A 23,495-nucleotide genomic window follows, 5' to 3' on the forward strand; every position below is an offset into this window, starting at 1 on the left:
AGGTTCGGATGCCGGTAAGTTTCGTGGGTTCATGGGACCGAGTGCAGATCTTGACGGCGCCAAAGGGGCGAATTGGCTGAGTCCGCTGCGGTGCTTGCGCCGGCTAGATAATCTTGATTCCTACCGTGTGCAGGATGAGGGGGCCAAAGACATAACCGATGCCGATATAAGTGAGGACGACGGCCAGGAAAGCTTTAAGGTAGACCCCCTTGATGTATTTGGAAAGAGTGGGTCCCAAGTATGAACCGATGAGGATGCCGATGAGTTCGAAACCGATCATGGCGAAGTCCAGGTGGCTGCCCATGCGCAAATAGTTGCCGATGCTGGTGAGAGAAGAGATGAGAATGGACATAGTTGAGGTGCCAGCCACAATGAACATCGGAAAGCCGAGCATGCTGCTCAGGAAAGGTACCAACAAAAAGCCACCGCCCACACCCAGGGCCGCTGAGATGATGGCTACAAACATTCCGGCCAGGAAAGGAGCGAAGGCATTATAGCGGAACGTTTCACCTGCGAAGGAAAAAGTATTGTTGATGCCCATCTCACTAAAATTCACGCCGATTTCTTTAATCTCATTGAGCTTTCCGGCCGCTTTCAGTTCCTTGACCTTGCTCTCAAAAGCTTTGGTCGCTTTTTTGACGACCTGTTGCTTGTCACGAAAACGGGGGGTCAGCTCATACCACATGCGACCCGCAATGACAAAAGTGATCAAGCCGAAAAGGGGCTGATACGATTTCATGTCCGGCAGATAAGTGTGTGAAAGCCAGGAACCGATCAGGGCTCCGATGATTCCGCCCAAACCGAGGGTTACCGCCGCCGGAATCACCAGCCGTTTTTCCCGCAGGTATAGAGGGGTGGAAATGACCGGACTGACCAAAGTGAGAATTTGGTTCATGGGTTTGATGACGTTGGCTTTTTTCATACCGAAGATGGTAATATGCCCGACTCCGGCCAAGATTCCCCCGGCCGCGCCGATGGTCGAAAAGACGAACCCGACAAACATCATCCAGATTATGATGACGATGGGGTTGACGGTGACGCCCGCCACATGAAAAATCATTGAACAGCACCTCCGACTGTTTTTTCCCGGTTACATGGGGTTACCGGGTTAACCCGAGCGCCCGGAGAATATTTGCGCAATAAATGGCGTCCTGCGTAGAATAGAATTGCGGCTGTCGGATACCAGATGATGACAGGAAGTTGGTTGCCGATCCAGGGCAGTTGCAGGGGGACAACTAAGTAAGGGAAGCGGAAATTGATCAACCACATGACCACAACGTGCGGAATGAGAAAACCGATCCCATCCAGAAAGGCCAGAGTCAAATATTCGCAAAAGACTTCGTTCATCTCTCGCTGCAGCAGGGAGTACATGAGCTTACTTTCACTTTCCAGGGCCAAGGAAGACAAATCCCGGTACTCAGCCAGTCTAGCCAATAGTTTTTCCTGCTTCTTCCGGTGGGGATGCAGAAATTTGTCGACCATGCCGAGCCACGCCTTCATAGAGACACCTCACTTGTCAGGAGACTTATCAAGAGTAAACAGCATCTCGCCAACCATCGGAAAAAGATACAGCTCGCGCCGCGGTATATTAGGTTGTTGCCATAAAGTGAATGTGCCCCCTTTCTTAAATCAATGGCCAGATAGACTCTACCTAAAGCATAGCAAATTAAGGAGTCAGCAGATGTCAGCGGAGCGACAAAAACAATGTCGGCAGTACGACAAAAAGAATGTCATCTGCACGACATTAGGCGGTCGCGCAGATGACATTGTCCGGAAAAATACGATATTCATCTAATATTCATCCAATGGTTTTCCTTACATAATCCAGCGAACGAGTTTATCCGGATTGACGATTTTGATCTCCCGGCCTTCGTACGAAATGCTTTTTTCGTGCTTAAATGTATTGAGCAAGGTTGTCACCGTCTGGCGTGAGGCTCCCACCATACTGGCCAATTCCTCGTGGGTAAGAGGCAAACCGATCTTGATTCCGTTCTTGGCCTCCACCCCGCAGCGCTCGCTCATTTTTAAGAGAGTCAGGGCCAGGCGTCCCGGTGTCTGCCAGCTTACCATCTCATGGATGATTCCTTCCGCTTCCCGCATTCTGGCCCCCAGCAATTTAGCGACCTTAATGGCCAGAAAGGGGTGAGTGGCCATAAGTTCTTCGAATTTATTCCTGCGTAAAACGACCATGGTCACATTATCAATGGCACCGGCGAAACAAGTCCGTTCGCCTCCCCAGAGAGTCTCGGCCAGCCCCATCATTTCGCCGGGACTGCGGATGCTTCCCACGGTCACCCGATGTCCGTCGGAGGAAAGGCGGTAGATCTTGACCCAACCGCTTTCAATCAGGTATACCCGATCGGCAATGTCGCCGGCAGCAAAGACTATATGTCCTTTGGGATAATGGACCAACGAACCTGCCTGGCGGACAAGGACTTTCTCCAAATCATCCAGGGCTGCTGTTTCCAGGTTGGCGGCTTCCATACATCGCCCTCCTTCTTCGGTAGGTATTTTCGCGAGCGTGCCGGGCATGGGTCGGGTTTCAAAGGAGAGAGAAAAAAGGGCGAACAACAACGTCTTTGTCTGCGGCGGCGCGAGCCCGGCGCCTTCCGAAAGGTTTAAGATAACGCATACTTATTATAGAGTTAAGCATACGTTATTGTCAATTGCCTTATCGGTGATAATTGTCGGTATTATCTGTAAAGTTCGCCCGGGGGCAGGGCACCTGTCGAGTTTTCTTCATGTTTCATACCCGAGCCTCATGCCGCACGGCGGTACAAGCGATGAGTGAACTCGTTCAACGGTCAGTGCCGTATCTTGCTTCGGGTGAAGATTTACGGCCTGGCCCGGCTACCGTGCCAGTAAGAGGCTCAGAGACAATAACAGCCCGAATAGGGTATTGGTCTGGGCCGTGGCTTTAACGGCCGGCATCATTTCCCAAGGCAGATGTTTGCCGACAAGACGAAAGACGGCTTGCGCGGCTTTCGGGATACTCAAGAAAACGAGCAGGAGCCAGGGACTGACGACATCCCGGAGAGCCAAGGCGGCAATCCAGAGATAAGCGGCTGCGAACATCAGCCCCAGGCCGCAAACGGCACGGTTATGGCCCAGTAAAATAGCCAGGGTTCTGCGGCCGGAGGCCTTGTCCCCCGCCCGGTCTCGAATATTATTGGCCATATTGATGGCTCCGACCAGGATGGTCGTGGGCAGGGAAAGAAGGAGGGCTTCCTTGTTTACGTATCCGGTTTGGATGAAAAAAGATATGAGGATAAACATGCCCCCCATCAACACGCCGGAAAAAATCTCACCCAAGGGGGTGTAAGCGATGGGCAGAGGCCCCCCGGTGTACAGATAGCCAATCAGCATTCCGACCAGACCGATCAGGGCTAACCACCAACTGCTGTTGGCGCAGATATAAACACCCGCCAATATGGATAAAACGTAGGCGGCCAAGGCCATGGCCATAACGGTCCGGGGCCGGAAACCCTCGCGTACAATAGCCCCCCCAATGCCGATGGAAGCTTGCGTGTCCAGACCGCGCTTAAAATCGTAGTATTCATTAAATAAGTTGGTAGCGATTTGGATCAGGAGGCAAGCCGTGAGCATCGCGAGGAAAAGCAGAAGGTGGGTCCTGCCGTAGCGGCGGGCCAAAGCGGTGCCGACGAAGACCGGTATGACTGAGGCCGTTAGGGTATGCGGCCGGGTGATTTTCCACAAGACCCGCCCCAGGCTGCGTTTTTGCGGGGCCGTCTTGGGGGAGAGTGGTTGCTGAGAAATGCTGTACATTGTTTTTAGGCCTTTCATAATCAGAGAGGGATCCAAGAAAGGAGGATTCCAAGAAAACTTTTTAAGAAGTTTTATTATAGAGGATTCTATAAAGGATTCCGAGAAAGCTTTTTCGCCGGGTGAAGAAGTGCCGGGAGCATGTGGCTTCAGGCTAGTTTTATTATGACACCTTTTGGGCCGGAAACCAACGACGGAAAAAGGGTGTCCGTAGGAGCCAAAAGCCGAATGTGGTATAATGGCCGAAGATATGTTTTATGGTTGTACATAAGACGAGTTTCTCGTCTGCGGATGCTCTCGTATTTCAGCCAAGCGTATGCAGGCGTATTCCACGGAAAGGATGTTAGGATGTGCGCTGGGGAGAGAAGCGCTATAACAATTTTAATGGGCATCTGCGGCAGGTGTTTGGGGAAAAGGTTTTCAAGGTTCCGCTGGACGCCGGGTTTACCTGTCCCAATCGGGACGGAACTCTGGGCAGCGGGGGATGTGTCTATTGCAGTGCCCGCGGATCGGGAGACTTTGCCGGGGAACAAGGGAAGTCTATATCTGTTCAGTTTGCGCAGGTGAAAGAGCAAATGCGCAAGAAGTGGCCCAGGGGTAAATACTTGGCTTACTTTCAAGCCTACACCAACACTTACGCCCCGGTTGGGTATTTGCGGAAGGTTTTTGAGGAGGCACTGACTCAAGACGGGGTCGTGGGTCTTTCTGTCGCCACCCGGCCGGATTGTCTGCCGGATGATGTCCTGGATTATTTGCAAGAGTTACAGGAACGAACCTATCTGTGGGTTGAGCTGGGTCTGCAAACGATTCACAAGCGGAGTTTGGAATGGATGCGTCGCGGGCATGACTATTCCGCTTTTTTGGAGGGGCTCGCGAAACTGCGTGAGCGCGGGGTCCGGGTATGTGCCCACCTGATCTTGGGTTTACCGGGAGAAAGCCGCCGGGATATCATGGCGACAGCCGAGGCCGTGGCTCAACTGCCGCTTCAGGGTATAAAACTGCATCTTTTGCACGTGTTGAAAGGAACAACGTTGGCGCGGCTCTATGAAAGAGAACCCTTTCCGCTCTTAACGAAAGAGGAGTATGTCACATACGTGGCTGACATTCTGGAGATCCTGCCGCCCGAGATGATTATCCAGCGTCTGACGGGGGACGGGCCGCCGGACGATCTCATTGCACCCCTCTGGAGCCTTCGCAAATGGGAAATCCTCAATGGCATTGACAAGGAACTGACCATGAGGGGCAGTTGGCAAGGCAAACGCGCCGTACTTACCAGACCCGCGACATAGGCTGACGACCTAGACCGACTCTCAGACCCGCGACATAGATCGACCTAGTCCGACGGGGAGGGTGGGAAAGGCAGGCACGGAGAAGGGCAGGCGCGCATAAAAGAGCAACCCCTAGCCAGGGGCTGCTCTCAAAAAAGGGGAACAGAAAAGCAGTTAAAATCGACCAGACGGTAAGAATAATCTATCGGTCTCAAACGACCATGGGTAAACGATGATCAACCGGGACGGGGAGGGAAGTTGTCTCCTCTGTCCGGTTTGTTGGTAATTTGAGGCTGGGAGCCAGAGCGAGGTACTGTTCGATATCCGAATTGAGAGTAAGGATCTGATGGAAAACTTCTTGATCCCTTTGATCGCGCCTTTCAGACATATCGACCGGCTCCTTTCCAGAGTAAATTGCACTTGGCTCGTCAAAATTGTATACTCTTGCATAGTATCTAAATGTGGATCCGCCCAAGAGAGACTCCGCAGAGCCCCATCCGACAACCCTATGATACACAGAAAGTTGTCTGGAGTCAAGGGGTTTAGCGCTATGTTTTTTTGCCAATATTATAGGGGTAAAAATGGAGAAAACTGGGCTGAAGAGGACAATGAAGTTGCACTTATGCGGCCGCAGACTTTATACTTGCAGATATGGCGGGACCCTACGGCCCTTAGGACCGGAGGTGGGGCGGATTGTGGCGTAAGGAGAACAGGAAAGGAGCGGCAGGATGGATCAGGCTCGTTATCAGGAGATTGCCTTGGAGTTGGCTCATTCCATTGTCATGGGGGAATACCGCGAAGGAGAAAAAATTCACGGGCGCTCAACCTTAGCGGGGCGCTTTAACGTTTCGCCGGAGACGATTCGGCGAGCTATCGCCATTTTACAAAATGCCGGGGTCGTGATTGTAAATCAGGGGGTCGGGATCACGGTGACATCCAGGGCGATGGCGGACAGGTTCCTCAAGTCGTTTGACCAAAAAGGCGAGATGCAGGTTTTTCAGGAGGAGTTGAAGCGCCTGCTGGACCAGCGCCGGGAAATTGATTTAAAGATTGAAGAATATCTGGATAAAGTTCTTAATTACGCCGAGCGCCTCATGTCACGCTGGATGGATGTGGGGGAAATCGAGGTGGGAACGGGCTCAGCGGCGATTGGCAAAACTCTTCGGGAATTGAAGATCAGGGAACATACCGGGACGACGATTGTAGCCATCGTCCGGGAAGGTCTGGAACAATTTTCCCCGGCGGCCAATTTTATTCTGCAGGAGGGAGACATTCTGCTCGTGGTGGGCTCGGGAGAAGGCCAAAAAAAACTGCAGGCATTGCTGGCTAAAGGGCGGTCCTTGCCCAAGCCGCAGTGAGTTCAGGCAGCCGGCTCAGTTTCCCCGGGGCTTTTGCCAAGGTTAAAAGGACTTTGCTTCCCGATGTCGAACTGTTAAATAATAAGCCGTAGATGAGGGATGGGCAAATGCGCTGGCAAATTCTCTTGACCCTGGGGCTTGAAAGTGTATTGGGGTTTTACTTCCGGCAGCCGGTAGTTTTTTTCCTTTTTTTGCTCTTAAACACTCTTGTTTTGGCTTGGCGCTTTGAGCGTTATCGGCGGCTTCAGGCCAAGGAGCCGGAGCACCGCAATGAGGATTTGAGCGTTAAAATCGCGCACGAAACCCTGCCTTATTTGCGGCGGGGTTTGGATGAGAGCAACGCTGAGGCGATTGCCCAGATTATTCAATCTATCAGCCAGGTGGCGGCGGTGGCCATCACGGATCGGGAGAGGGTGCTTTCTTACTTAGGGGTCGGGTGTGACCAACACCATCCGGGAGACCGGATTCTCACGGAGGCGACCAAGGAAGTGATCCGAACCGGTAACTATAAAGTGGTGCGGACACAGAAACAGTTGAATTGTGCCCGTAAAGACATCTGCAATTGTCCTTTGGCGGCGGCGGTGATTGTTCCCTTGCGCAATCGGAGCGAAGTGGTCGGAACGGTTAAACTCTACGAGACCAAGGACGGTCAGCTTTCCCCGGATGTGATTCGTTTGGCCTTGGGCATGGCGCAGCTCCTGGGTATGCAAATTGAACTGGCGGAATTGGATCACCAGGCGAAACTCACGGCTGAGGCTCAGCTGGATGCCTTACATGCCCAGATTAACCCGCATTTTTTCTTTAACGTTTTGAACACAATTATTGCCACCAGCCGTTCCAATCCGAACAGGACGCGCAGGCTTCTCATTCATCTGGCGGAGTTTTTCCGCAGGGCTCTGAAATCCAAAGGAACGGTCATCCCTCTCAGGGAAGAGATGGAGTTCGTAAATACCTATTTAATTCTGGAGAAAGCCCGTTTTGGTCGCAAACTCCAGGTTAAAGAAGAGATCCCGGAGGAATTGTGGGATATAGTCATTCCGCGCCTGAGCATTCAGCCCCTGGTGGAAAATGCCGTCAAGCACGGTATCACTCCTAAGATGGGTAACGGCACCGTGCTGATTCACGTCGAGTGTCAAGAGGATGAAGTCTTGATCCGGGTGAAGGATGATGGTGTGGGCATTCCCCTCGACCGGATCCGCAATGTTTTGCTGCCGGGTTTCGGTTCGGGCAATGGAGTGGGCATGGCTAATGTGCACGAGCGTTTGAAGGGCCTTTACGGGGAGTCTTATGGGCTCAAAGTCGTGAGCGAACCGGGTGCCGGTACGACAGTCTCCATGCGGCTGCCCTTGGCCAAGAAAGCGGAAAACAAGGTACAGGATTTTCTTCCGCGGCCGGAAGTGTGAGAGGATGTCCGGAAAGCGGATGTCCGGGAATAGGAATTTTTTCCGGCCCGGTGAGCAGTCACCGGGCAGTTCTGCCGTTGAGTCGGCTGCGGAGAGGAGCGCCAAGTGAAGTGGCCATCTACCCGGGAGTGGATATCCTCGAAATTGAAAGGTTTGCCGCGGCATATGCCCGGCGTCCTGCTCTGGCGGAGCGTCTTTTTACCGACAGAGAAAGGGCTGACCTAAGTGAGCGCGGGGTGCAAAGCTGGGCCGGTCGGTTCGCTGCCAAGGAAGCGGTGCTCAAAGCGCTGGGCACCGGCCTGAAGGGGTTATCCTGGCACGACATCGAGATTATCAGCGGGGAGAGCGGGGAACCCCTTGTCTTGCTGGGTCCGAAAGCCCGGGCTCTGGCTCAGGCCCGGGGAGGCTCGGCAGTAAGGCTGAGTCTCAGTCATGACCGGGACAAAGTCGTAGCGTTCGCCTTGCTCATGCCGTAGATTTCCCGCGGGGCGTAGATTTACCGCGGGGAGTCCGTGACACTCACGGTCGGGGCACGGGTGGGGGAGCCGTTTCCGGCAGGTGAATTTCCGCCCGGTCCAGTGTCCGGAGACTTGGTGCGGATATTCAGCGGAGCCGCGGGCCGGCGGTTTCCGTCTTGCGGGGGGGGGCCGCGGGGCGAGCGGCGGAATCGCGCCGCCCGGCCTGAGCCAGCTTACGGTGGCCGCAAGGGGACTACGGGAACCGGTTGGGAAGGAGAAAAGCATGCGGGTTGTAAATTCAGAACAGATGCGTCAAATCGAGGAGAGGGCGATCCAAGACTACGGCATTCCCAGTCTTCTCCTCATGGAAAATGCGGCCCTGGCGGTGGTGCGCGAGATCCGGGCGCACTTTGCCGGTATGGGTGTACTTGACCCGAAGGGACACAAAGCCGTCATCTTGGTCGGCAAAGGGAATAACGGCGGAGACGGCTTGGCGGTAGCCAGGCACCTCGTGCTTCTGGGCATGGGGGTAACGGTTTTCCTCTTTTCCCCTCCCGAGGATTTCCGGGGGGATGCGGCCCTCAACCTTCGCCTTTACCAGGGAACCGGTGCCAAGTTCTTTGTCGTCCGGGGGGATAGGCAGCACCTGACCCGCTTAGCGCTCAACCAGGCGGAAGTTATCGTTGATGCCATTTACGGCACCGGTTTCAGGGGGGCCCTGCCCACCTTCATTCGCGAATATGTGGAACAGGTAAACCAGGCGGCCGCCTGGGTCATCTCCGTGGATATTCCCAGCGGAGTCGAAGCCGGAAGCGGGAACGTTTCCGGGACGGCTGTCCGGGCGGAAGAAACCGTGACTTTCGGCCTGCCCAAATTGGGCCACTATTTGGGGGAGGGACCGGATTTCCGGGGAGAATTGGTTGTGGACCCGATATCCATCCCCGAAACTTATTTCGAGTCGGAGGCCATCGCCAACTTCGTTTTAACGGATCGCCTGGTCAGCTCCTTTTTGCCCCGGCGGCTGAGACAGGGACATAAAGGGCAGCACGGCCGGGGAATTCTGGTCGCCGGTTCCCCGGGTATGAGCGGAGCGGCGATTCTGGCAGGGCGCGCGGCCCTGCGTACAGGGGTTGGCCTTTTGCAAATTATCGCTCCGCGCCAAATCAGTCCTTTGGTTGATGAAGGGGTGGTGGAAGCGACGGTTTGGGCGGGCCCCGAGGAAGAGTATCTGGGGCTGGACTCCTGGACCCGGATCCGGGAACGGTGCCAGGGAGCTCAGGCCTTAGCCGTCGGGCCCGGCTTGGGGCAGAACCCGGAATTTCTGCCGGTCTTGGAGAAAGTGCTGCAAAGCATTTCCCTGCCGCTTGTTTTGGATGCCGACGCCTTGAACCTGGTTGCCGCGGCTCCGGACATTTTAGCCGGGCGCCAGGGACACGGCTCCCGGATTTTGACGCCCCATCCGGGGGAAATGGCTCGCCTCTGCCGGCTGACGGTAGCCGAGGTGCAGGCCAACCGCTTGGAACTCGCGATCAGCAAGGCGGTGGAATGGGAAGCGACTGTCGTTTTGAAGGGAGCCACAACTGTCGTGGCGGCCCCTGACGGGAGGGCTTTTTTGAATCCCAGCGGGAACCCGGGTTTGGGAGCGGGGGGGACCGGGGATGTTCTGACCGGAAGTATTTTGGCTTGGCTGGCGCAGGGGGTCGACCCAGTGGAGGCTGCCTGTCTGGGAGTATACATACACGGGAAGGCGGGGGACCTTTTGGCCCAAACATACGGCTTCTCCGGCTATACGGCCGGAGAAGTGGCCGACATGCTTCCCCGGGCCCGGCGGGCTCTGGAAGAGAGCGGGCGCGGGGGCGGAGGGAACTGAAAGAGCCGTCGCGGCACCGGTCGGGTTTTTCATCGGGACCCGCGAGCCGGTCGACCGGTAATTCATGTCCGCCCCGGGGCTGAAAGGCAGGGGAAGCCGAGCTGTGGCTGCAGCCCGCACCTTGTTCGTCATAAGCTTAGTTAGAAGGAAGCCGTTGGCCGAAAAGAGGGAGAGAGAATGGAGTTTATGCGTCCGGTTTGGGCCGAGATTAACCTAGCCGCCCTGCGCCGGAATTATGCCAGGGTCCAGTCCTATACTCACGCCGAGATGATGCCGATTGTCAAAGCGAATGCCTACGGGCACGGGGCCCTGCCCGTGGCAGGAGCCTTGCGTGCTTTGGGAGCCAAACGTTTCGGTGTGGCTTTGCTCGAAGAAGCTTTGGAGATCAAGCAGGCCTATCCGGATTTGACTCTCATGGTGATCGGGACAACCCCGGAAGAAGCTTCCGATGTGCTGGTGCGAGAAGACATCATACCCGGCATCAGCCGGCTCAGCCAGGCGGCCGCACTTTCAGCCGCCGCGGTCCGGCAGGAGAGGGTGGCGCGGCTGCACGTCAAAGTGGACACCGGGATGGGGCGCATCGGTTTTCGGCACGAAGATGCGGCGAGTATCCTGGAGATAGCCGCGCTGCCGAACTTGCGGATCGAAGGGATTTACACGCATTTCGCTGCGGCGGACCAACAAGACCTTTCTTTTGCCCATGAGCAATTGGATCGTTTCAACCGCATTTACAGCCGGTTGCGCGCGCAGGGATTGAGCATTCCGCTCAGGCATGCGGCCAACAGTGCGGCTATTCTGCGCTTGCCGGAGGCTCATTTTGAGCTCGTGCGCCCGGGCATTGTGCTCTACGGTCTTCCCCCTTCGCGGCAGGTCGGTCCGGAGGCGGAATTGGAACCGGTCCTTTCCTGGAAGACAAAGATTACCCACCTTAAGATGATTGCCCAAGGGGAAACGGTAAGCTACGGGCGGACATTTTGTGCCGCCTATCCCACCCGGGTGGCCACGATTCCGGTGGGTTACGCCGACGGATTGCGCCGGGCCTTGTCGAACCGGGGGGAAGCTCTGATCCGCGGTCGAAGGGTGCCGATGATCGGACGTATCTGCATGGACCAGACTTTGCTCGATGTGACCAAGCTCCCGGCGGCAGAGGTCGGGGATGTGGTGACCTTGATCGGTGCGGACGGGTCGGACCGCCTGGAAGCGACGGAGATGGCAGAAGTCCTGAAGACGATTAATTATGAGATAGTTTGCGGGATTTCCGGGCGTGTGCCCCGGGTTTATGCGGAAAACTGATCTCGTTAGCCGCTGTGATGCCAAAAGTAATATCCGTCATGTGAATAACCAAAACTTTGTGCAGATTCCGCTGGAAGTTCCGTCGTTTTTTAAAGTACGTGTGCGAGAAAAACGGCATTGAGTATGTGGAAGTTACGGAAAGCTATACTTCCAAGGCCAGCTTCCCAGATCGGGACATATTGCTTGAATTCGACCCAGAGCGCACGCGGGGAGGAAGTCAACCTTAGTTTTGGGACGCGGGCGTGTCAAACTTCTCAACGGAGTTTGACACGTCTTTCTGTTATTTAATAGACTTTAAGTTATAGAAAAAATACATAATACTTTAACTCGAACGGTTACCTGAGGGCCGGAGATGTGCTAAAATTAAACACACTTGAGCGAAGAATCGGCATCAATCACCCCTGCCAAGAGCTTAATCGACGTTGGCGGCGGGGGCAGTATACGTCTTGTCCCGTCTGGGGCCGGGATTTGCCTGGGCTTAAGAGGAAAGTTTTTAAGAGGATTTGGGGAGGGGAAGAATTTGCTGCGAGAAGGTCAGGTCCGGATTCCGTCCGGATGTGCCATTAGTGGAATTATGAACAAACGTGGCGAAGTGTTTTCCGGACAGGATATCATTAAATCCATTGCCCTGATGCATGATCGCTCAAACGGTTTGGGCGGCGGCTTTGCGGCCTACGGTATTTACCCGGATTTTCCTGAACACTACGCTTTTCATCTCTACTATGAGGAGCAGGCCGCGAAAGAGAAAACCGAGCAAAGGCTCAACAGTCTGTTTCACGTGGCCGAAAGCGGGAAGATTCCCACCCGGCGGGTGGGCTCCATTCACCAGGCGCCCTTGGCCTGGCGCTATTTTGTCAGGCCCAAGCCGGAAAGCCTTTTGGAAGACGAAAGCGAGGACGAACTCGTCGTCCGGACGGTGATGCACATCAATTCACAGATCAAAGGGGCTTTCGTCGTTTCCAGCGGCAAAAACATGGGAGCCTTCAAAGGAGTGGGATTTCCCGAGGACATGGGGGAATATTTCCGCCTGGAGGAGTATAAAGGGAATATCTGGCTGGCCCACGGCCGCTTTCCGACCAATACGCCCGGCTGGTGGGGGGGGGCGCACCCGTTTACTCTTTTGGACTGGTCGATAGTGCATAACGGTGAGATTTCGTCCTACGGGGCCAACAAGCGCTATTTGGAGATGTTCGGTTACAGATTGACGATGCAGACGGACACCGAGGCCATCACTTATGCGTTTGACCTTTTAGTGCGCAAACACAATGTGCCCTTGGACATTGCCATCGCTACCCTGGCGGCTCCGTTCTGGCGCGATATTGAAAGGATGGATCCGGAGCGGCAGAAGCTCTTTAAGACAGTACGCGCCGTTTATGGCAGTCTCCTGCTCAATGGGCCGTTTTCGATCATACTGGGTTCCAACCAAGGGATTGTGGCTTTGAACGATCGCCTGAAACTGCGCTCTCTGGTCGCGGCCAGCCAAGGGGACTTCCTCTATGTGGCTTCGGAAGAGTCGGCTATCCGGGAAATTTGCCCGAGCCCGGAACGGGTCTGGGCTCCTCGCGGCGGTGAGCCTGTGATCGGGTTATTTGAAGAGGGGGGGAATTTGGTATGACACTCAGCTTGAGCACCCCGGACTTCTTAATCGAGCGCAACCGCGATCGTTGTATCAACTGCCAGGTCTGTGTCCGCCAGTGCGCCAACGAAGCCCATATCTGGGATGAAGAAGAACAGCGGGTCAAATCCGATGACGCTTTGTGTGTGGACTGTCAGCGCTGTGTCACTCTCTGCCCCACCCATGCCTTGACCATCCGCAAATATCCTTTGGAATTCCGGGAAAATGCCAACTGGAGCGCCAATGCTATCAAAGCTATTTACAAGCAGGCGGAGAGCGGGGGTATCCTCTTGACCGGCATGGGCAATGACCAACCGTACCCGATCTTCTGGGACCATCTGTTGCTTAACGCCAGTCAGGTCACGAATCCCTCGATTGATCCCTTGCGCGAACCCATGGAACTGAAGACTTTTCTGGGCCGCAAGCCGGAAAAGCTGATGGTGCAAGACGGTAAACTGGTGGAGGAGATGCCGCCTCAGTTGGAGTTGGAAGTTCCGATCATGTTTTCCGCTATGTCCTATGGTTCGATTAGCTTGAACGCAATCAAATCCCTGGCCGCGGCGGCCGAAAAAACCGGCATTATGTACAATACGGGCGAAGGCGGACTGCACAAGGATCTCTATAAATACGGGAAAAACACGATTGTCCAGGTGGCTTCGGGTCGCTTTGGCGTCCATCCGCAATACCTGGAGGCGGGGGCGGCGATCGAGATTAAGATCGGTCAGGGGGCCAAGCCGGGAATCGGCGGGCATCTGCCCGGCGAAAAGGTGGGACTGGAAGTTTCCCAGACCCGTATGATTCCGGAAGGAACCGATGCCATTTCTCCCGCTCCTCATCACGACATCTATTCGATCGAAGACCTGCGTCAGCTAATCTATTCCTTGAAAGAAGCGACTCAGTACCGCAAACCGGTGGGTGTTAAGATTGCGGCGGTGCACAATATTGCGGCTATCGCTTCCGGAATTGCCCGGGCCGGGGCGGATATCATTGCTATTGACGGATTTAGGGGCGGGACCGGAGCCGCTCCCCTGAGAACCCGGGATAATGTGGGTCTGCCGATTGAATTGGCCCTGGCGGCCGTGGATTCGCGTTTGAGGGAGGAAGGAATTCGCAACCAAGTCTCCCTGGTTATCGGCGGCAGCATCCGCAACAGTGCCGATATTGTCAAGGCGATTGCCTTGGGCGCCGATGCCGTCTATATCGGGACGGCTGCCCTCATTTCCTTGGGCTGCCATCTCTGCCAGAAATGCAATACAGGCAAATGCAACTGGGGGATTGCTACCCAGAACCCTCTACTGGTCAAACGCCTCAATCCCGAGATTGGGGCCGAACGGGCAGCCAATCTCATTTCGGCCTGGGAACACGAGATTAAGGAACTGCTGGGGGGCATGGGAATCAACGCCATTGAAAGCTTGCGCGGAAACCGCCTGATGCTGAGAGGAATCGGCCTGAGCGACCGGGAATTGAGCATTCTCGGAGTCATGTCGGCAGGGGAGTGAACTCTCTTTGAGGGTATGCGGGACCTGTTCCCGCCGGCAGAAACGGAAATTTTACGCCTGGATAAAGTGCTTCGCCGCCGGTCCCGGTGGGGTCTCAGCGAGTTGCGGGGCCGGTGCGGATTATTTTGCGAGGAAGAGGGGAAAGCCAAGAATGAAGCGCGTATACGCCCGTGAGGAATTTTGTGCCGGATGTAAGCTTTGTGAGGTGCATTGTGCCGTTGCCCATTCCGAATACCCTAATGATATTATTAAAGCGTTTTTGAAGCAGAAAGTTAAACCCACCCCCCGGGTCCTGGTGGAGGAAAACCAACCGGTTTCTTTTGCGCTCCAGTGCCGGCACTGTGATGACGCTCCCTGCACCAAGGCTTGCATCAGCGGCGCTATGCAGAAAGATTCGCTGACCGGGGTGGTCACGAACGACGAAAGCCGTTGTGTCGGCTGTTGGACCTGCATTCTCGTCTGTCCTTTCGGAGCCGTTCAGCGGGATGCCGGAGGACACAAAGTCGCGTCCAAGTGTGACCTCTGCAGCAGCAACGGAGGCTTGCCCGTCTGTGTTCAGAACTGTCCCAACGGCGCCCTCGTCTTTACCGATGAACTGTGGAGGAGGTAGAAAAGATGGACTATGTGATTGTGGGCAACTCCGCTGCCGGCATCGGGGCGGTCGAGGGAATCCGAAGTTCGGACAAGACAGGAAAAATCACTCTTTTCTCGGATGAACCTTATCACACCTACTCGCGGCCTTTGATTTCCTATTATTTATACGGCAAAGTGGCGGAAGATAAGATGTATTACCGTCCTCCGGATTTCTATGAGCGCCAGGGCGTGACGGCACGCCTGGGAACCAGGGTGAATTCACTTTCAACAGCGGCGAAAGAGTTGGTGCTGGAATCCGGGGAAAAAGTACGCTTTGAACGTTTGCTGCTGGCTGCCGGAGGGAAGCCGATCGTGCCGCCCATGCCCGGTCGAGATTTGGAGGGAGTCTTCACTTTCCTGAAATGGGATGATGTCAAAGCCCTGGAAAAAACTCTCTATCCCGGGGTGCGCACGGTGGTCATCGGTGCCGGTCTGATCGGGCTCAAGGCGACGGAAGCTCTCTGCCATCGGGGAGCGGAGGTGAGCGTGGTGGAACTGGCCAACCGGGTCTTGAGTGCCATCTTGGATGAGGTTGCGGCTGGACTGGTTCAGGAAAGTTTGGCAGAGCATGGAGTGCGCTTTTACTTGGAAAATACGGTAGCCGAGATTCTTGGCGAGGACGGCCGGGTGAAAGGAGTGCGCTTGCAGGACGGAAGAGAACTGCCCTGTGATCGCCTGGTCATCGCCATCGGAGTCAGTCCCAATACCTCTTTGGCCCAAGGGACGGAGATAGAGATCAACCGGGGCATTGTGGTAGACGAGTTTTTGGCGACTAACGTCGCCGGCATTTTCGCTGCCGGGGATGTGGCCGAGGGGTACGATTTTCTTTATCGCCAGAGGCGGGTTTTGCCGATTCTGCCGAATGCTTATAAACAAGGTTTCAGCGCCGGCGTGAACATGACGGGGGGAAGAGAGAGCTACCGCGGCGGCTTTGCCATGAATTCCATCGGCTTTTTTGACTTGCCCATGATCACGGCCGGGATCGTTAAGCCCGAAGGTTCGGAATTCCGTGAGCTCATCCACGCGGACGCGGCGAAAAGGGTATACAAGAAGGTCGTCCTGCGTGAAGGCAAGGTCGTCGGTTTTATCGCCTTGAACGCGATCGACCGGGCCGGGATCTTAACGGGTCTGATGGAGAAAGAAATCGACGTGGCACCCTTTCAAGAGCATTTGCTCAAGGAGAATTTCGGTTACCTTCATTTCCCCAAAGAATACCGGCAGGAAGAATTGTGGAAAGGAGTGCTGAAGCATGAGCGTGCTTAATGCCAAAGGGGTTTATTACAGGGAACTTAACCGGCAGATCCGCGCTCAGTTCGCCTCCGGTGTCGAGGAGGTCCGGGTGCAAAACGTCAACGGCCAGCGTTATATCGGGGATGGTATCAGCGGTTCGCAACGCCTGATTCTGGAGGGGACGCCGGGGAATGATCTGGCGGCTTACATGGATGGCTTGGAACTCATTGTGGAGGGAAATGCCCAGGACGCGATGGCCAATACCATGAACAAGGGCAGGATCATCGTCCATGGCCATGCCGGCGACACGGTCGGGTATGCCATGCGCGGCGGGGAAATCTACATTCGGGACAGTGTCGGTTATCGCGTCGGAATTCATATGAAAGAATACCTTGACAGGGTGCCGGCGATTGTCATCGGCGGTACGGGCGGGGAATTTTTCGGTGAGTATATGGCAGGAGGAGTGCTGATGCTCCTGGGGCTCGGGCTTGCCGACGCTGCACCGATCGTCGGCAGCTATTGCGGCACCGGTATGCACGGAGGTGTGATGTACATCCGGGGCGAGGTGGAAGAGTATAAATTGGGCAAAGAAGTCAAGAGCGTCTCTTTGACTGCGGAAGATGAGGAGAAGATTCAGCATTATGTGTCCGAGTATGTGCGATATTTCGGAGGAGATGCGGCGCAAATCCTGGCCCGGCCTTTCAATAAACTGATTCCCGCCAATAAGCGGCCCTACGGTGATCTTTACTGTGCCTGGTAGGGACTGCGAAAGGTCTAATCCCCTCCCCTGCTTCATAGACTTAGAAGAAGGGGGGAAGAAAATGTCCTATTTGGCGTTGGGATTTACCTATGGGTTTTTCGTCTTCTGCCTGGTCCTGGGCTGGATTGCGGCCGGGATGTTGGATTTAGACGGGATCTTGCGCCGCTCCGGCGCGCGCTGGGGACGTTTTCTTCTCCGTCTGGGGGTGGCCCTGGTTTTGGCGGAGGGTTTCCGTGTTTTTCTCAGCTACGCGCTGGGGCCGCTGGTGGAGATTTTGGTTAACCGGAGTGTGACCGGATTCAAGACGTTCTGAACCTTGCAGCCCGCAAGGTTTTAGTTTTCTGAGTTCTCCCAGTTCTTCTCCGGGTTCTTGTGCAAGCAAGTTCGGGATCGTTCACCTGTCGCCGGGATTTTTCAGGAAAGCGGCGGAGGTTCTTTTCAGGCGGCGGGGGTGTTTTCAGGCAGCGGCTGCATGAGCCACTGCCTGAAAAGTTTCAAACCAAAGCTCCGGCAGGACTGGGTCTGCCGGGGGCTTTACAGTGTTAACGGCCCGGACGGCAGAGGCGGAATTTCAGGTTCGCTGCAGACGGGGCTGTGTTTGGAGCAATGAGGGCGCTTTGGTCCGAAGATGAGCCGGTTGATGATTCCCCCTCTGAGGATGTATAATCATTGGGGACAGACGAGAACGGTTGGGATAGGAGAAACTTTGTGAAACGGACATGGCGTTTTTACGCGGCGGTTTGGGCAGGGAAGCTGAGCGGCGCTCTTTTGAAGCTTCTGGGGAGGACGGGAACGACCCTGCCGGGGGCGGTGGCCCAACGCCTTGATCCCGCGTGTATCGCGCATCTAGGCGCCTCTCTTCCGGAGGGTGTTCTGCTCGTCACAGGCACCAACGGGAAAACAACCACGGCCAACCTGCTGGCGAACATCCTGAGAGCGGCCGGCAAGGACTTCGCCTTTAATCAGGCCGGAGCCAACCTCGTCACCGGCATTACCGGTGCCTTGCTGCAGGATACCGGTTGGTCGGGAAGACTGCGGGTGCCACTGGCTTTGCTCGAAGTGGACGAGGCCACGGTTCCCAAAGTTTGTGCTCAGATTACACCCAGGCTGGCCATTATTACCAATTTTTTCCGGGACCAGCTTGATCGTTATGGGGAGTTAGATACAACGGTCCGCTTGGTTCGGAATGCACTGCCGAGAGCGACGGCGCTGGTTCTCAATGCCGATGATCCTCTTGTGGCCCAATTCGGGATCGGGCGCTCGGACAAGCGGGCGGCGGACCCTTCCGGGGTCATGCACCAAGGGGTTATTTATTATGGAGTGGAACGAATTCCGGAGAGCAGCGCGGTAAGCGGAGAGACCAGGGAAGCCCGGTTCTGCCCTTTGTGCGGTGCTCCTCTGGAGTATACCTTATTTCATTACGGTCAATTGGGCCTTTTTGCTTGCCCGTCTTGTTCCTTCCGGAGGCCGCTGCCGCATTTGCAGGCCCAGCAAGTCAGAATGGAAGAGGGTAAGCTTTATTTCAGAGTCGGGGTCAATGCTTACGAGGTGGCTTTGCAGGGATATTACAATCTTTACAATGCCCTGGCAGCAGTGGCGGCCGCCGTGCAGCTGGATATTGACGGAGAGGCCATTGCTCGGGGGTTAAGGGAGTTTGTTCCGCAGGCAGGACGTATGGAGCGCTTTCTTCTGCTCGAAGGGGAGGTCACCCTGGCTTTGGTCAAGAATCCCACCGGCTTTAATCAAGTGATTCATACCGTGTTAAACGGTGGTGCCGCCGGGATACGTCTCCTGATTGCGATTAACGATCTGGCGGCTGACGGCAGGGATGTCTCTTGGCTTTGGGATGTTGATTTTGAACGGTTAGGAGCGGCCGCCGAAGCCGGGGAGGGCCGCGTGGACCTGGTTGTCTGTACAGGATTGCGGGCAGAGGACATGGCTTTGCGCCTGAAATATGCCGGTGTGCCCGAAGATAGATTGAGGATCGAACACTCAGCCGAGAAGGCTTTGGCCCTGGTGTCCGCCGGACGCGGCGGGCGGGAAGCGGTCTACGTCCTCCCGACCTACACGATGCTTTTTCCGCTGCGCACCCTGCTCGAAGCCGCAGCCGCCCACACCGGCCGGGGCCTGAGTGCCGAGGGGAGGGCGAGCGCTTGAAAATAACTATTTGCCATCTTTATCCGGACCTGCTGGATCTCTACGGGGACCGGGGAAATATCCTGGCTTTAGCGGCTCGCTGCAGCTGGCGCGGCATTGAGGGTTTGGTTCAACGTTCCAGTCTCGGGGATCCATTGGATTTCCGCCATATTGACATTCTTTTTATCGGCGGAGGCTCCGACCGTGAGCAGAGTATTCTGGTTAATGACCTCAAGCGGCGGGAAACGGAATTGCGCGAGGCTATTGAGGAGGGACTGGTGGTTCTCGGTATCTGCGGCGGGTACCAGCTGCTGGGCCAGTATTATCAAACGGGCGGGGGCGACAAAATACCGGGATTGGGCATCTTGAACCTGTGGACTGTGGCCGGTCGGGAACGGCTCATCGGCAATGTGATTGCAGATCTCAACCCTGCGGCCTGGGGGCAGGAGCCGACGGGGGAAGCGGCCGTCCGGGGAACAGGGAACAGCGAAGGCAGGGGGGGCGGTTTGCAAACCGGACCGGGCACCGGCTGCAGCTTGGGAAGCGTGGCAGGGACCGATAACGGAGCGGCAGCCAAGGCAGAGACCGGCAGCGGAGCGGCGAGCGGGAGTGGCATTTTGACGACTCTGGTAGGTTTTGAAAATCACTCAGGCAGGACGTATCTGGGAGAAGGGCTGTTACCTCTGGGTTTGATTCGGCACGGGTACGGAAATAACGGTCAGGATCAAGGGGAAGGGGTCCGCTATCGCAACGTTTTCGGTACGTATTTGCACGGGCCCCTTTTGCCTAAGAACCCGCATTTAGCCGACTTGCTGCTCGCTTTGGCTCTGCGGCGCCGGGGTGTTGCCGTTCTCCCGGCTGTGCTCGACGACCGCCTGGAAATCAGGGCTCATCAGGCTGTGGTGCGGCGGTTTTTGTCTTAGTACCTGTTTTTGTCTTAGCACATCAGATGAGGATTGAAAGTATAAGTCCGTGGCTGCCTAAGTGCCACTTTTGCTTCTGCCATCGCCCGGACGAGCCCGGTCGCTTCCCTGGAGCAACCGGAGTGAGGGCCGAGTTTTGCTTGAAATCCCGCCGGTTTTTGCTGACCGGACGGAAATTTTTGCCTGGTCCACCCGGAGACAGTGCAACACGGTTCGTCGGTAAAGATTTATAAAGTATATCGCTCTTGCAATACCGGCATAATATAAATGCAATACCGGCATAATATACTTGAAGTACACGGTAGGAAGGACTGCCGGGAACCGAGACTGCGAAATGGCAAAATTTACATGGGGGATTCGGCCTGAATACCGGTTCTCTGGCTTGTTTAGTCAGCCCAGTTCGTTGACACTTTGGAGCATTACTATCTATAATGGAATATAGCCTTGGCAGAAAACATGGGGGTGCTGGTGTGGCAGAAAGTAAGCGGATCATGATCAGTTTACCGGAAAGTTTGCTCGCGGAAGTGGATGGGATTGTTACACTGGAAAAACGTAACCGCAGCGAATTCATTCGCGAGGCGATCAATAGTGTTCTCCATGAACGCCGCAGGAGGGGAATACGGGAGCAGATGCGCAGGGGATATCAGGAAATGGCTCAACTCAACCTGGCCATCGCCAAGGAACTGTTTTCTACAGAACAAGAAGCATTGGAGGATTTTGAGAGAACAATTGTGGAGTGTCGATGATGATCATTAAGCGCGGGGAAATTTATTACGCAGAGTTAAACCCCGTCGTCGGCTCAGAGCAAGGGGGGACGCGGCCGGTTCTGGTCATTCAAAACGATATAGGGAACCAGTTCAGCCCGACGACGATTATTGCCGCTATTACTTCGCAAATTGCGAAGGCCAAGTTGCCCACTCATGTTGAAGTTCGTGCCAAAAGAAGCGGGTTGGAACGAGATTCCGTGATCCTGACTGAGCAGATCCGGACGATTGATAAGAGCAGGCTGAAAGAAAAAGTCGCCGTCTTAGATGAAGAAGTGATGTTGCGGGTGGATCAGGCAATTGAGATCAGTTTGGGGCTGGCGGACATTTAGACGGGCTGACACATAAAAACTGATGGCGCAAGAGACAGCGTTGAAGGGTGGACGCTGTTTTTTGGGTATATCTGAGGGTATACAATCTGTGGGTACATAAGTGTACTGCGGCTTTTGATGGACAGCGCCTGATTGCTTCAGGGGATCAACCGCAACACAAGCCAAGTCTTTTACGGAAATTTGGTGTGCTTTTGTCAGTGGCGGTTTTAAGCAGCTTTGTGAACGGAAGTTTATCGCGGTTTGCTCAGTACTGGGTGGTAGAAAGGAGTTACCGAGACGGTGGAGATCGAAGAAAATACATATCGTCTCTGTTTTGTTTGCGGGATGGATAATCCGAGGGGTTTGCGCGTGAGTTATAGGCATAAGGATGGGGAAACAAGTGCAAAAGTGATCATAGAGGACGCTTTTGCCGGATATCCGGGGATAGTGCATGGGGGGATCGTTACGACCCTTCTGGATGAAACCATGGCCAAAACCATTGAGCATCTAGGTATTTGGGCTGTAACGGCCAGCATCGAAGTGAGCTTTCGGTGTCCCACCCCAGTCAATACCCCGCTAGTGCTCTTGGGCAGACGGGTTAAGGGCGAAACCCGTCTGTTCCGCACGGAAGCCACTCTCTGCTTGGAGGATGGAACCGTTTTGGCCGAGGCTCGTGCTGTCTTTGTCAAGAGTCCGAAACCTATCGCCGACAAATTGGGTTAAGAGCCGTGGCGAATTGTCCGGGATAGAGGGAAGGCTAAGGCAGACAGTAACATTAGCAAAGGCAACGTGACTGAAGCATCATATTGAGTCTTGTGTAAGGAGTTGGGGAAAATGGTCAGGCCTTTTATCGGTATCACTGTCGCCCACCATGCGGAGGAGCTGGAGAACTTTCCCAGGCATAATTATGTTCAGAGTATTCGGAAGGCGGGAGGGGTTCCTATTCTCATCCCCCCTCCCGCGGACCGGCAGGAAAGTGAGATTCTGCTGGCAAAATTGGATGGACTCGTTCTCTCAGGCGGGGGAGATATTTCTCCCCTCTACCTGGGGGAATCACCGAGAGCAGGAATCCGCAATTGTTTTCCCGAACGCGATCTGGGCGAGATCCTGCTCGCCCGCTCAGCTATGGAAAAGAACATACCTCTCCTGGGGATTTGCCGGGGGATTCAGGTCATGGCCGTGGCCGCGGGCGGGAGTATCTACCAAGATATTCCTTCCCAATGCCCTGCCGCTTTGGAGCACAGCCAGACCGCGCCGCGGGATTGTCCCTGGCACGAGGTTGAGATCCTGGACTCCGGCCTGCTGCGGATCGTCGGGCTGAAGAAGTTGCAGGTCAACAGTTTTCACCACCAGGCGGTTTCTGTCTTACCTTCTGCTTTCCGCACGGCCGCTTTGGCGCCGGACGGAATCATTGAAGGGATCGAAGCCCCGCAGCTCAAGTTTTGCCTGGGCGTGCAGTGGCATCCGGAGGGCATGCCCAGCGCGGAGCACAGTCAGGCGATTTTCGCGGCCCTGATCCGGGTCTGTGGAAACTCATCTGCTCCAACGGCCTGACATGGGTCGCTCAGCAAAGAAGAAAGCGGGGAGGAATAGACCATGATAGGTGTGGAAATTGATTTTGTGGTATCCGACTGCCTGAAGGTGTTGGAACTCTATGAGAGTATTCTTGAAGTACAGCGCGCGTGGAGGTCACGTCCTGTGCGCGTGGGCTGAATGAGGCGGGGGCTTCATTAGTAGCAGCCGTGGTGAAAAATCGGTATACTTGACTGAAGAGGGCGCTCAGAAAGCCAAGGAATTGGCTAAAAGGTGTTTGAAAGAAAGGGGCAGTAATTTGGAGTGAACTCGTTGTGCTAAAGCTGAACATCGAGACTTCGGTGCGGGAGTCTACCCCTGACGAGGCGGAGTATGGGGTACCACTCTCACTTGTAGAAGTGGGAATCTCACGATTGGATGAAATTTTGTCTGAAAGGATAAAGGTGTGGTTAGTAATAACAAAAAAGACATTGAATGGGCCGAAGCAAAAAAGAAATGCAAACTGAACGAAGAAACCGTGAATATGGCTAAGAGATGGGTTTAAATCCAAGAAGCCTGATTAAAAATATCCCTAATACGCAATTCGGCCTCGACAGCTTTTCGTGGGTTTGGGCATCCGTTAAGAAATGGATGCCTGGCCTTTCTTATTGTGATTTGC

25 protein-coding genes are annotated in these 23,495 nt (G+C 55.0%); 20 read left to right on the plus strand and 5 right to left on the minus strand.

The window, feature by feature from the left end; all coding sequences use genetic code 11:
* Positions 1 to 103 precede the first annotated feature (103 nt).
* The 4 genes from MNU25_RS06425 to MNU25_RS06440 form a co-directional block, all read right to left on the minus strand.
* Entirely contained in the window at positions 104 to 1,060 is a 957-nt protein-coding gene (locus tag MNU25_RS06425) for a TSUP family transporter (RefSeq protein WP_240984316.1), read from the minus strand.
* Complete coding sequence (locus MNU25_RS06430; protein ID WP_240984317.1) at positions 1,057 to 1,500, minus strand: hypothetical protein; 444 nt, start codon at positions 1,498 to 1,500, stop codon at positions 1,057 to 1,059. The genes MNU25_RS06425 and MNU25_RS06430 overlap by 4 nt, the downstream gene beginning before the upstream one ends.
* Before the next feature lie 315 nt (positions 1,501 to 1,815).
* Complete coding sequence (locus tag MNU25_RS06435; RefSeq protein ID WP_240984318.1) at positions 1,816 to 2,484, minus strand: Crp/Fnr family transcriptional regulator; 669 nt, start codon at positions 2,482 to 2,484, stop codon at positions 1,816 to 1,818.
* A gap of 366 nt (positions 2,485 to 2,850) precedes the next feature.
* Positions 2,851 to 3,786, minus strand: a complete 936-nt coding sequence (locus tag MNU25_RS06440) for a 1,4-dihydroxy-2-naphthoate polyprenyltransferase (protein WP_240984319.1) — start codon at positions 3,784 to 3,786, stop codon at positions 2,851 to 2,853.
* Positions 3,787 to 4,133: 347 nt separating this feature from the next.
* Between MNU25_RS06440 and mnmL the strand changes: the two genes are divergently transcribed.
* The gene (mnmL, locus tag MNU25_RS06445) at positions 4,134 to 5,072 is read left to right on the plus strand and encodes a tRNA modification radical SAM protein MnmL/YtqA (RefSeq protein ID WP_240984320.1); all 939 of its coding nucleotides are present in this window, start codon (positions 4,134 to 4,136) and stop codon (positions 5,070 to 5,072) included.
* A gap of 190 nt (positions 5,073 to 5,262) precedes the next feature.
* Here the strand turns inward: mnmL and MNU25_RS06450 are convergent, their stop codons facing one another.
* A complete protein-coding gene (locus MNU25_RS06450; RefSeq protein ID WP_240984321.1) occupies positions 5,263 to 5,439 on the minus strand; it encodes a hypothetical protein in 177 nt (58 codons plus the stop codon).
* Between the two features lie 340 nt (positions 5,440 to 5,779).
* Here MNU25_RS06450 and MNU25_RS06455 point away from each other — a divergent pair, with 340 nt between their 5' ends.
* From MNU25_RS06455 to MNU25_RS20440, 19 genes are all read left to right on the plus strand, one after another.
* Positions 5,780 to 6,409 carry a GntR family transcriptional regulator gene (locus tag MNU25_RS06455; protein WP_240984322.1) on the plus strand — a complete coding sequence of 210 codons (630 nt, stop codon included), beginning with the start codon at positions 5,780 to 5,782 and terminating at the stop codon, positions 6,407 to 6,409.
* A 107-nt stretch (positions 6,410 to 6,516) separates the two neighbouring features.
* On the plus strand, positions 6,517 to 7,812 hold the full coding sequence (locus MNU25_RS06460) for a histidine kinase (protein WP_240984323.1): 1,296 nt from the start codon (positions 6,517 to 6,519) through the stop codon (positions 7,810 to 7,812).
* A 116-nt stretch (positions 7,813 to 7,928) separates the two neighbouring features.
* Entirely contained in the window at positions 7,929 to 8,288 is a 360-nt protein-coding gene (acpS, locus tag MNU25_RS06465) for a holo-ACP synthase (RefSeq protein ID WP_240986751.1), read from the plus strand.
* 265 nt (positions 8,289 to 8,553) lie between these two features.
* Positions 8,554 to 10,140 (plus strand): NAD(P)H-hydrate dehydratase, encoded by a 1,587-nt coding sequence (locus MNU25_RS06470; RefSeq protein WP_240984324.1) that lies wholly within the window; start codon positions 8,554 to 8,556, stop codon positions 10,138 to 10,140.
* 177 nt (positions 10,141 to 10,317) lie between these two features.
* Positions 10,318 to 11,433, plus strand: a complete 1,116-nt coding sequence (gene alr / locus MNU25_RS06475) for an alanine racemase (RefSeq protein WP_240984325.1) — start codon at positions 10,318 to 10,320, stop codon at positions 11,431 to 11,433.
* A gap of 98 nt (positions 11,434 to 11,531) precedes the next feature.
* A complete protein-coding gene (locus MNU25_RS06480; RefSeq protein WP_240986752.1) occupies positions 11,532 to 11,660 on the plus strand; it encodes a hypothetical protein in 129 nt (42 codons plus the stop codon).
* A 293-nt stretch (positions 11,661 to 11,953) separates the two neighbouring features.
* Positions 11,954 to 13,048, plus strand: a complete 1,095-nt coding sequence (locus MNU25_RS06485; RefSeq protein WP_240984326.1) for a class II glutamine amidotransferase — start codon at positions 11,954 to 11,956, stop codon at positions 13,046 to 13,048.
* Positions 13,045 to 14,547 carry a glutamate synthase-related protein gene (locus MNU25_RS06490; RefSeq protein WP_240984327.1) on the plus strand — a complete coding sequence of 501 codons (1,503 nt, stop codon included), beginning with the start codon at positions 13,045 to 13,047 and terminating at the stop codon, positions 14,545 to 14,547. Before MNU25_RS06485 ends, MNU25_RS06490 begins: the two co-directional genes overlap by 4 nt.
* Positions 14,548 to 14,698: 151 nt before the next feature.
* Positions 14,699 to 15,157: a 4Fe-4S dicluster domain-containing protein gene (locus MNU25_RS06495; protein ID WP_240984328.1), complete on the plus strand. Its 459-nt coding sequence runs from the start codon at positions 14,699 to 14,701 to the stop codon at positions 15,155 to 15,157.
* 5 nt (positions 15,158 to 15,162) lie between these two features.
* Entirely contained in the window at positions 15,163 to 16,443 is a 1,281-nt protein-coding gene (locus tag MNU25_RS06500; RefSeq protein WP_240984329.1) for an NAD(P)/FAD-dependent oxidoreductase, read from the plus strand.
* Positions 16,430 to 17,170, plus strand: coding sequence for a GltB/FmdC/FwdC-like GXGXG domain-containing protein (locus tag MNU25_RS06505; protein WP_240984330.1), 741 nt, complete (start codon positions 16,430 to 16,432; stop codon positions 17,168 to 17,170). Before MNU25_RS06500 ends, MNU25_RS06505 begins: the two co-directional genes overlap by 14 nt.
* Positions 17,171 to 17,231: 61 nt before the next feature.
* Entirely contained in the window at positions 17,232 to 17,483 is a 252-nt protein-coding gene (locus MNU25_RS06510; RefSeq protein WP_240984331.1) for a hypothetical protein, read from the plus strand.
* Between the two features lie 395 nt (positions 17,484 to 17,878).
* Positions 17,879 to 19,327 carry a Mur ligase family protein gene (locus MNU25_RS06515; RefSeq protein ID WP_240984332.1) on the plus strand — a complete coding sequence of 483 codons (1,449 nt, stop codon included), beginning with the start codon at positions 17,879 to 17,881 and terminating at the stop codon, positions 19,325 to 19,327.
* Entirely contained in the window at positions 19,324 to 20,229 is a 906-nt protein-coding gene (locus MNU25_RS06520) for a type 1 glutamine amidotransferase (RefSeq protein ID WP_240984333.1), read from the plus strand. Before MNU25_RS06515 ends, MNU25_RS06520 begins: the two co-directional genes overlap by 4 nt.
* Positions 20,230 to 20,699: 470 nt before the next feature.
* Entirely contained in the window at positions 20,700 to 20,975 is a 276-nt protein-coding gene (locus tag MNU25_RS06525; protein ID WP_240984334.1) for a CopG family ribbon-helix-helix protein, read from the plus strand.
* Complete coding sequence (locus tag MNU25_RS06530) at positions 20,975 to 21,325, plus strand: type II toxin-antitoxin system PemK/MazF family toxin (RefSeq protein ID WP_045574608.1); 351 nt, start codon at positions 20,975 to 20,977, stop codon at positions 21,323 to 21,325. The genes MNU25_RS06525 and MNU25_RS06530 overlap by 1 nt, the downstream gene beginning before the upstream one ends.
* 279 nt (positions 21,326 to 21,604) lie before the next feature.
* The gene (locus MNU25_RS06535) at positions 21,605 to 22,027 is read left to right on the plus strand and encodes a PaaI family thioesterase (RefSeq protein ID WP_240984335.1); all 423 of its coding nucleotides are present in this window, start codon (positions 21,605 to 21,607) and stop codon (positions 22,025 to 22,027) included.
* A gap of 111 nt (positions 22,028 to 22,138) precedes the next feature.
* Positions 22,139 to 22,858: a gamma-glutamyl-gamma-aminobutyrate hydrolase family protein gene (locus MNU25_RS06540; RefSeq protein WP_240984336.1), complete on the plus strand. Its 720-nt coding sequence runs from the start codon at positions 22,139 to 22,141 to the stop codon at positions 22,856 to 22,858.
* 208 nt (positions 22,859 to 23,066) lie between these two features.
* Entirely contained in the window at positions 23,067 to 23,144 is a 78-nt protein-coding gene (locus MNU25_RS20440; RefSeq protein ID WP_372503700.1) for a hypothetical protein, read from the plus strand.
* The last annotated feature ends 351 nt before the right edge of the window (positions 23,145 to 23,495 follow it).

Origin of the sequence: Acididesulfobacillus acetoxydans (genome assembly GCF_902729405.1) — a bacterium.
In the GTDB taxonomy this organism is placed as follows: domain Bacteria; phylum Bacillota; class Desulfitobacteriia; order Desulfitobacteriales; family Desulfitobacteriaceae; genus Acididesulfobacillus; species Acididesulfobacillus acetoxydans.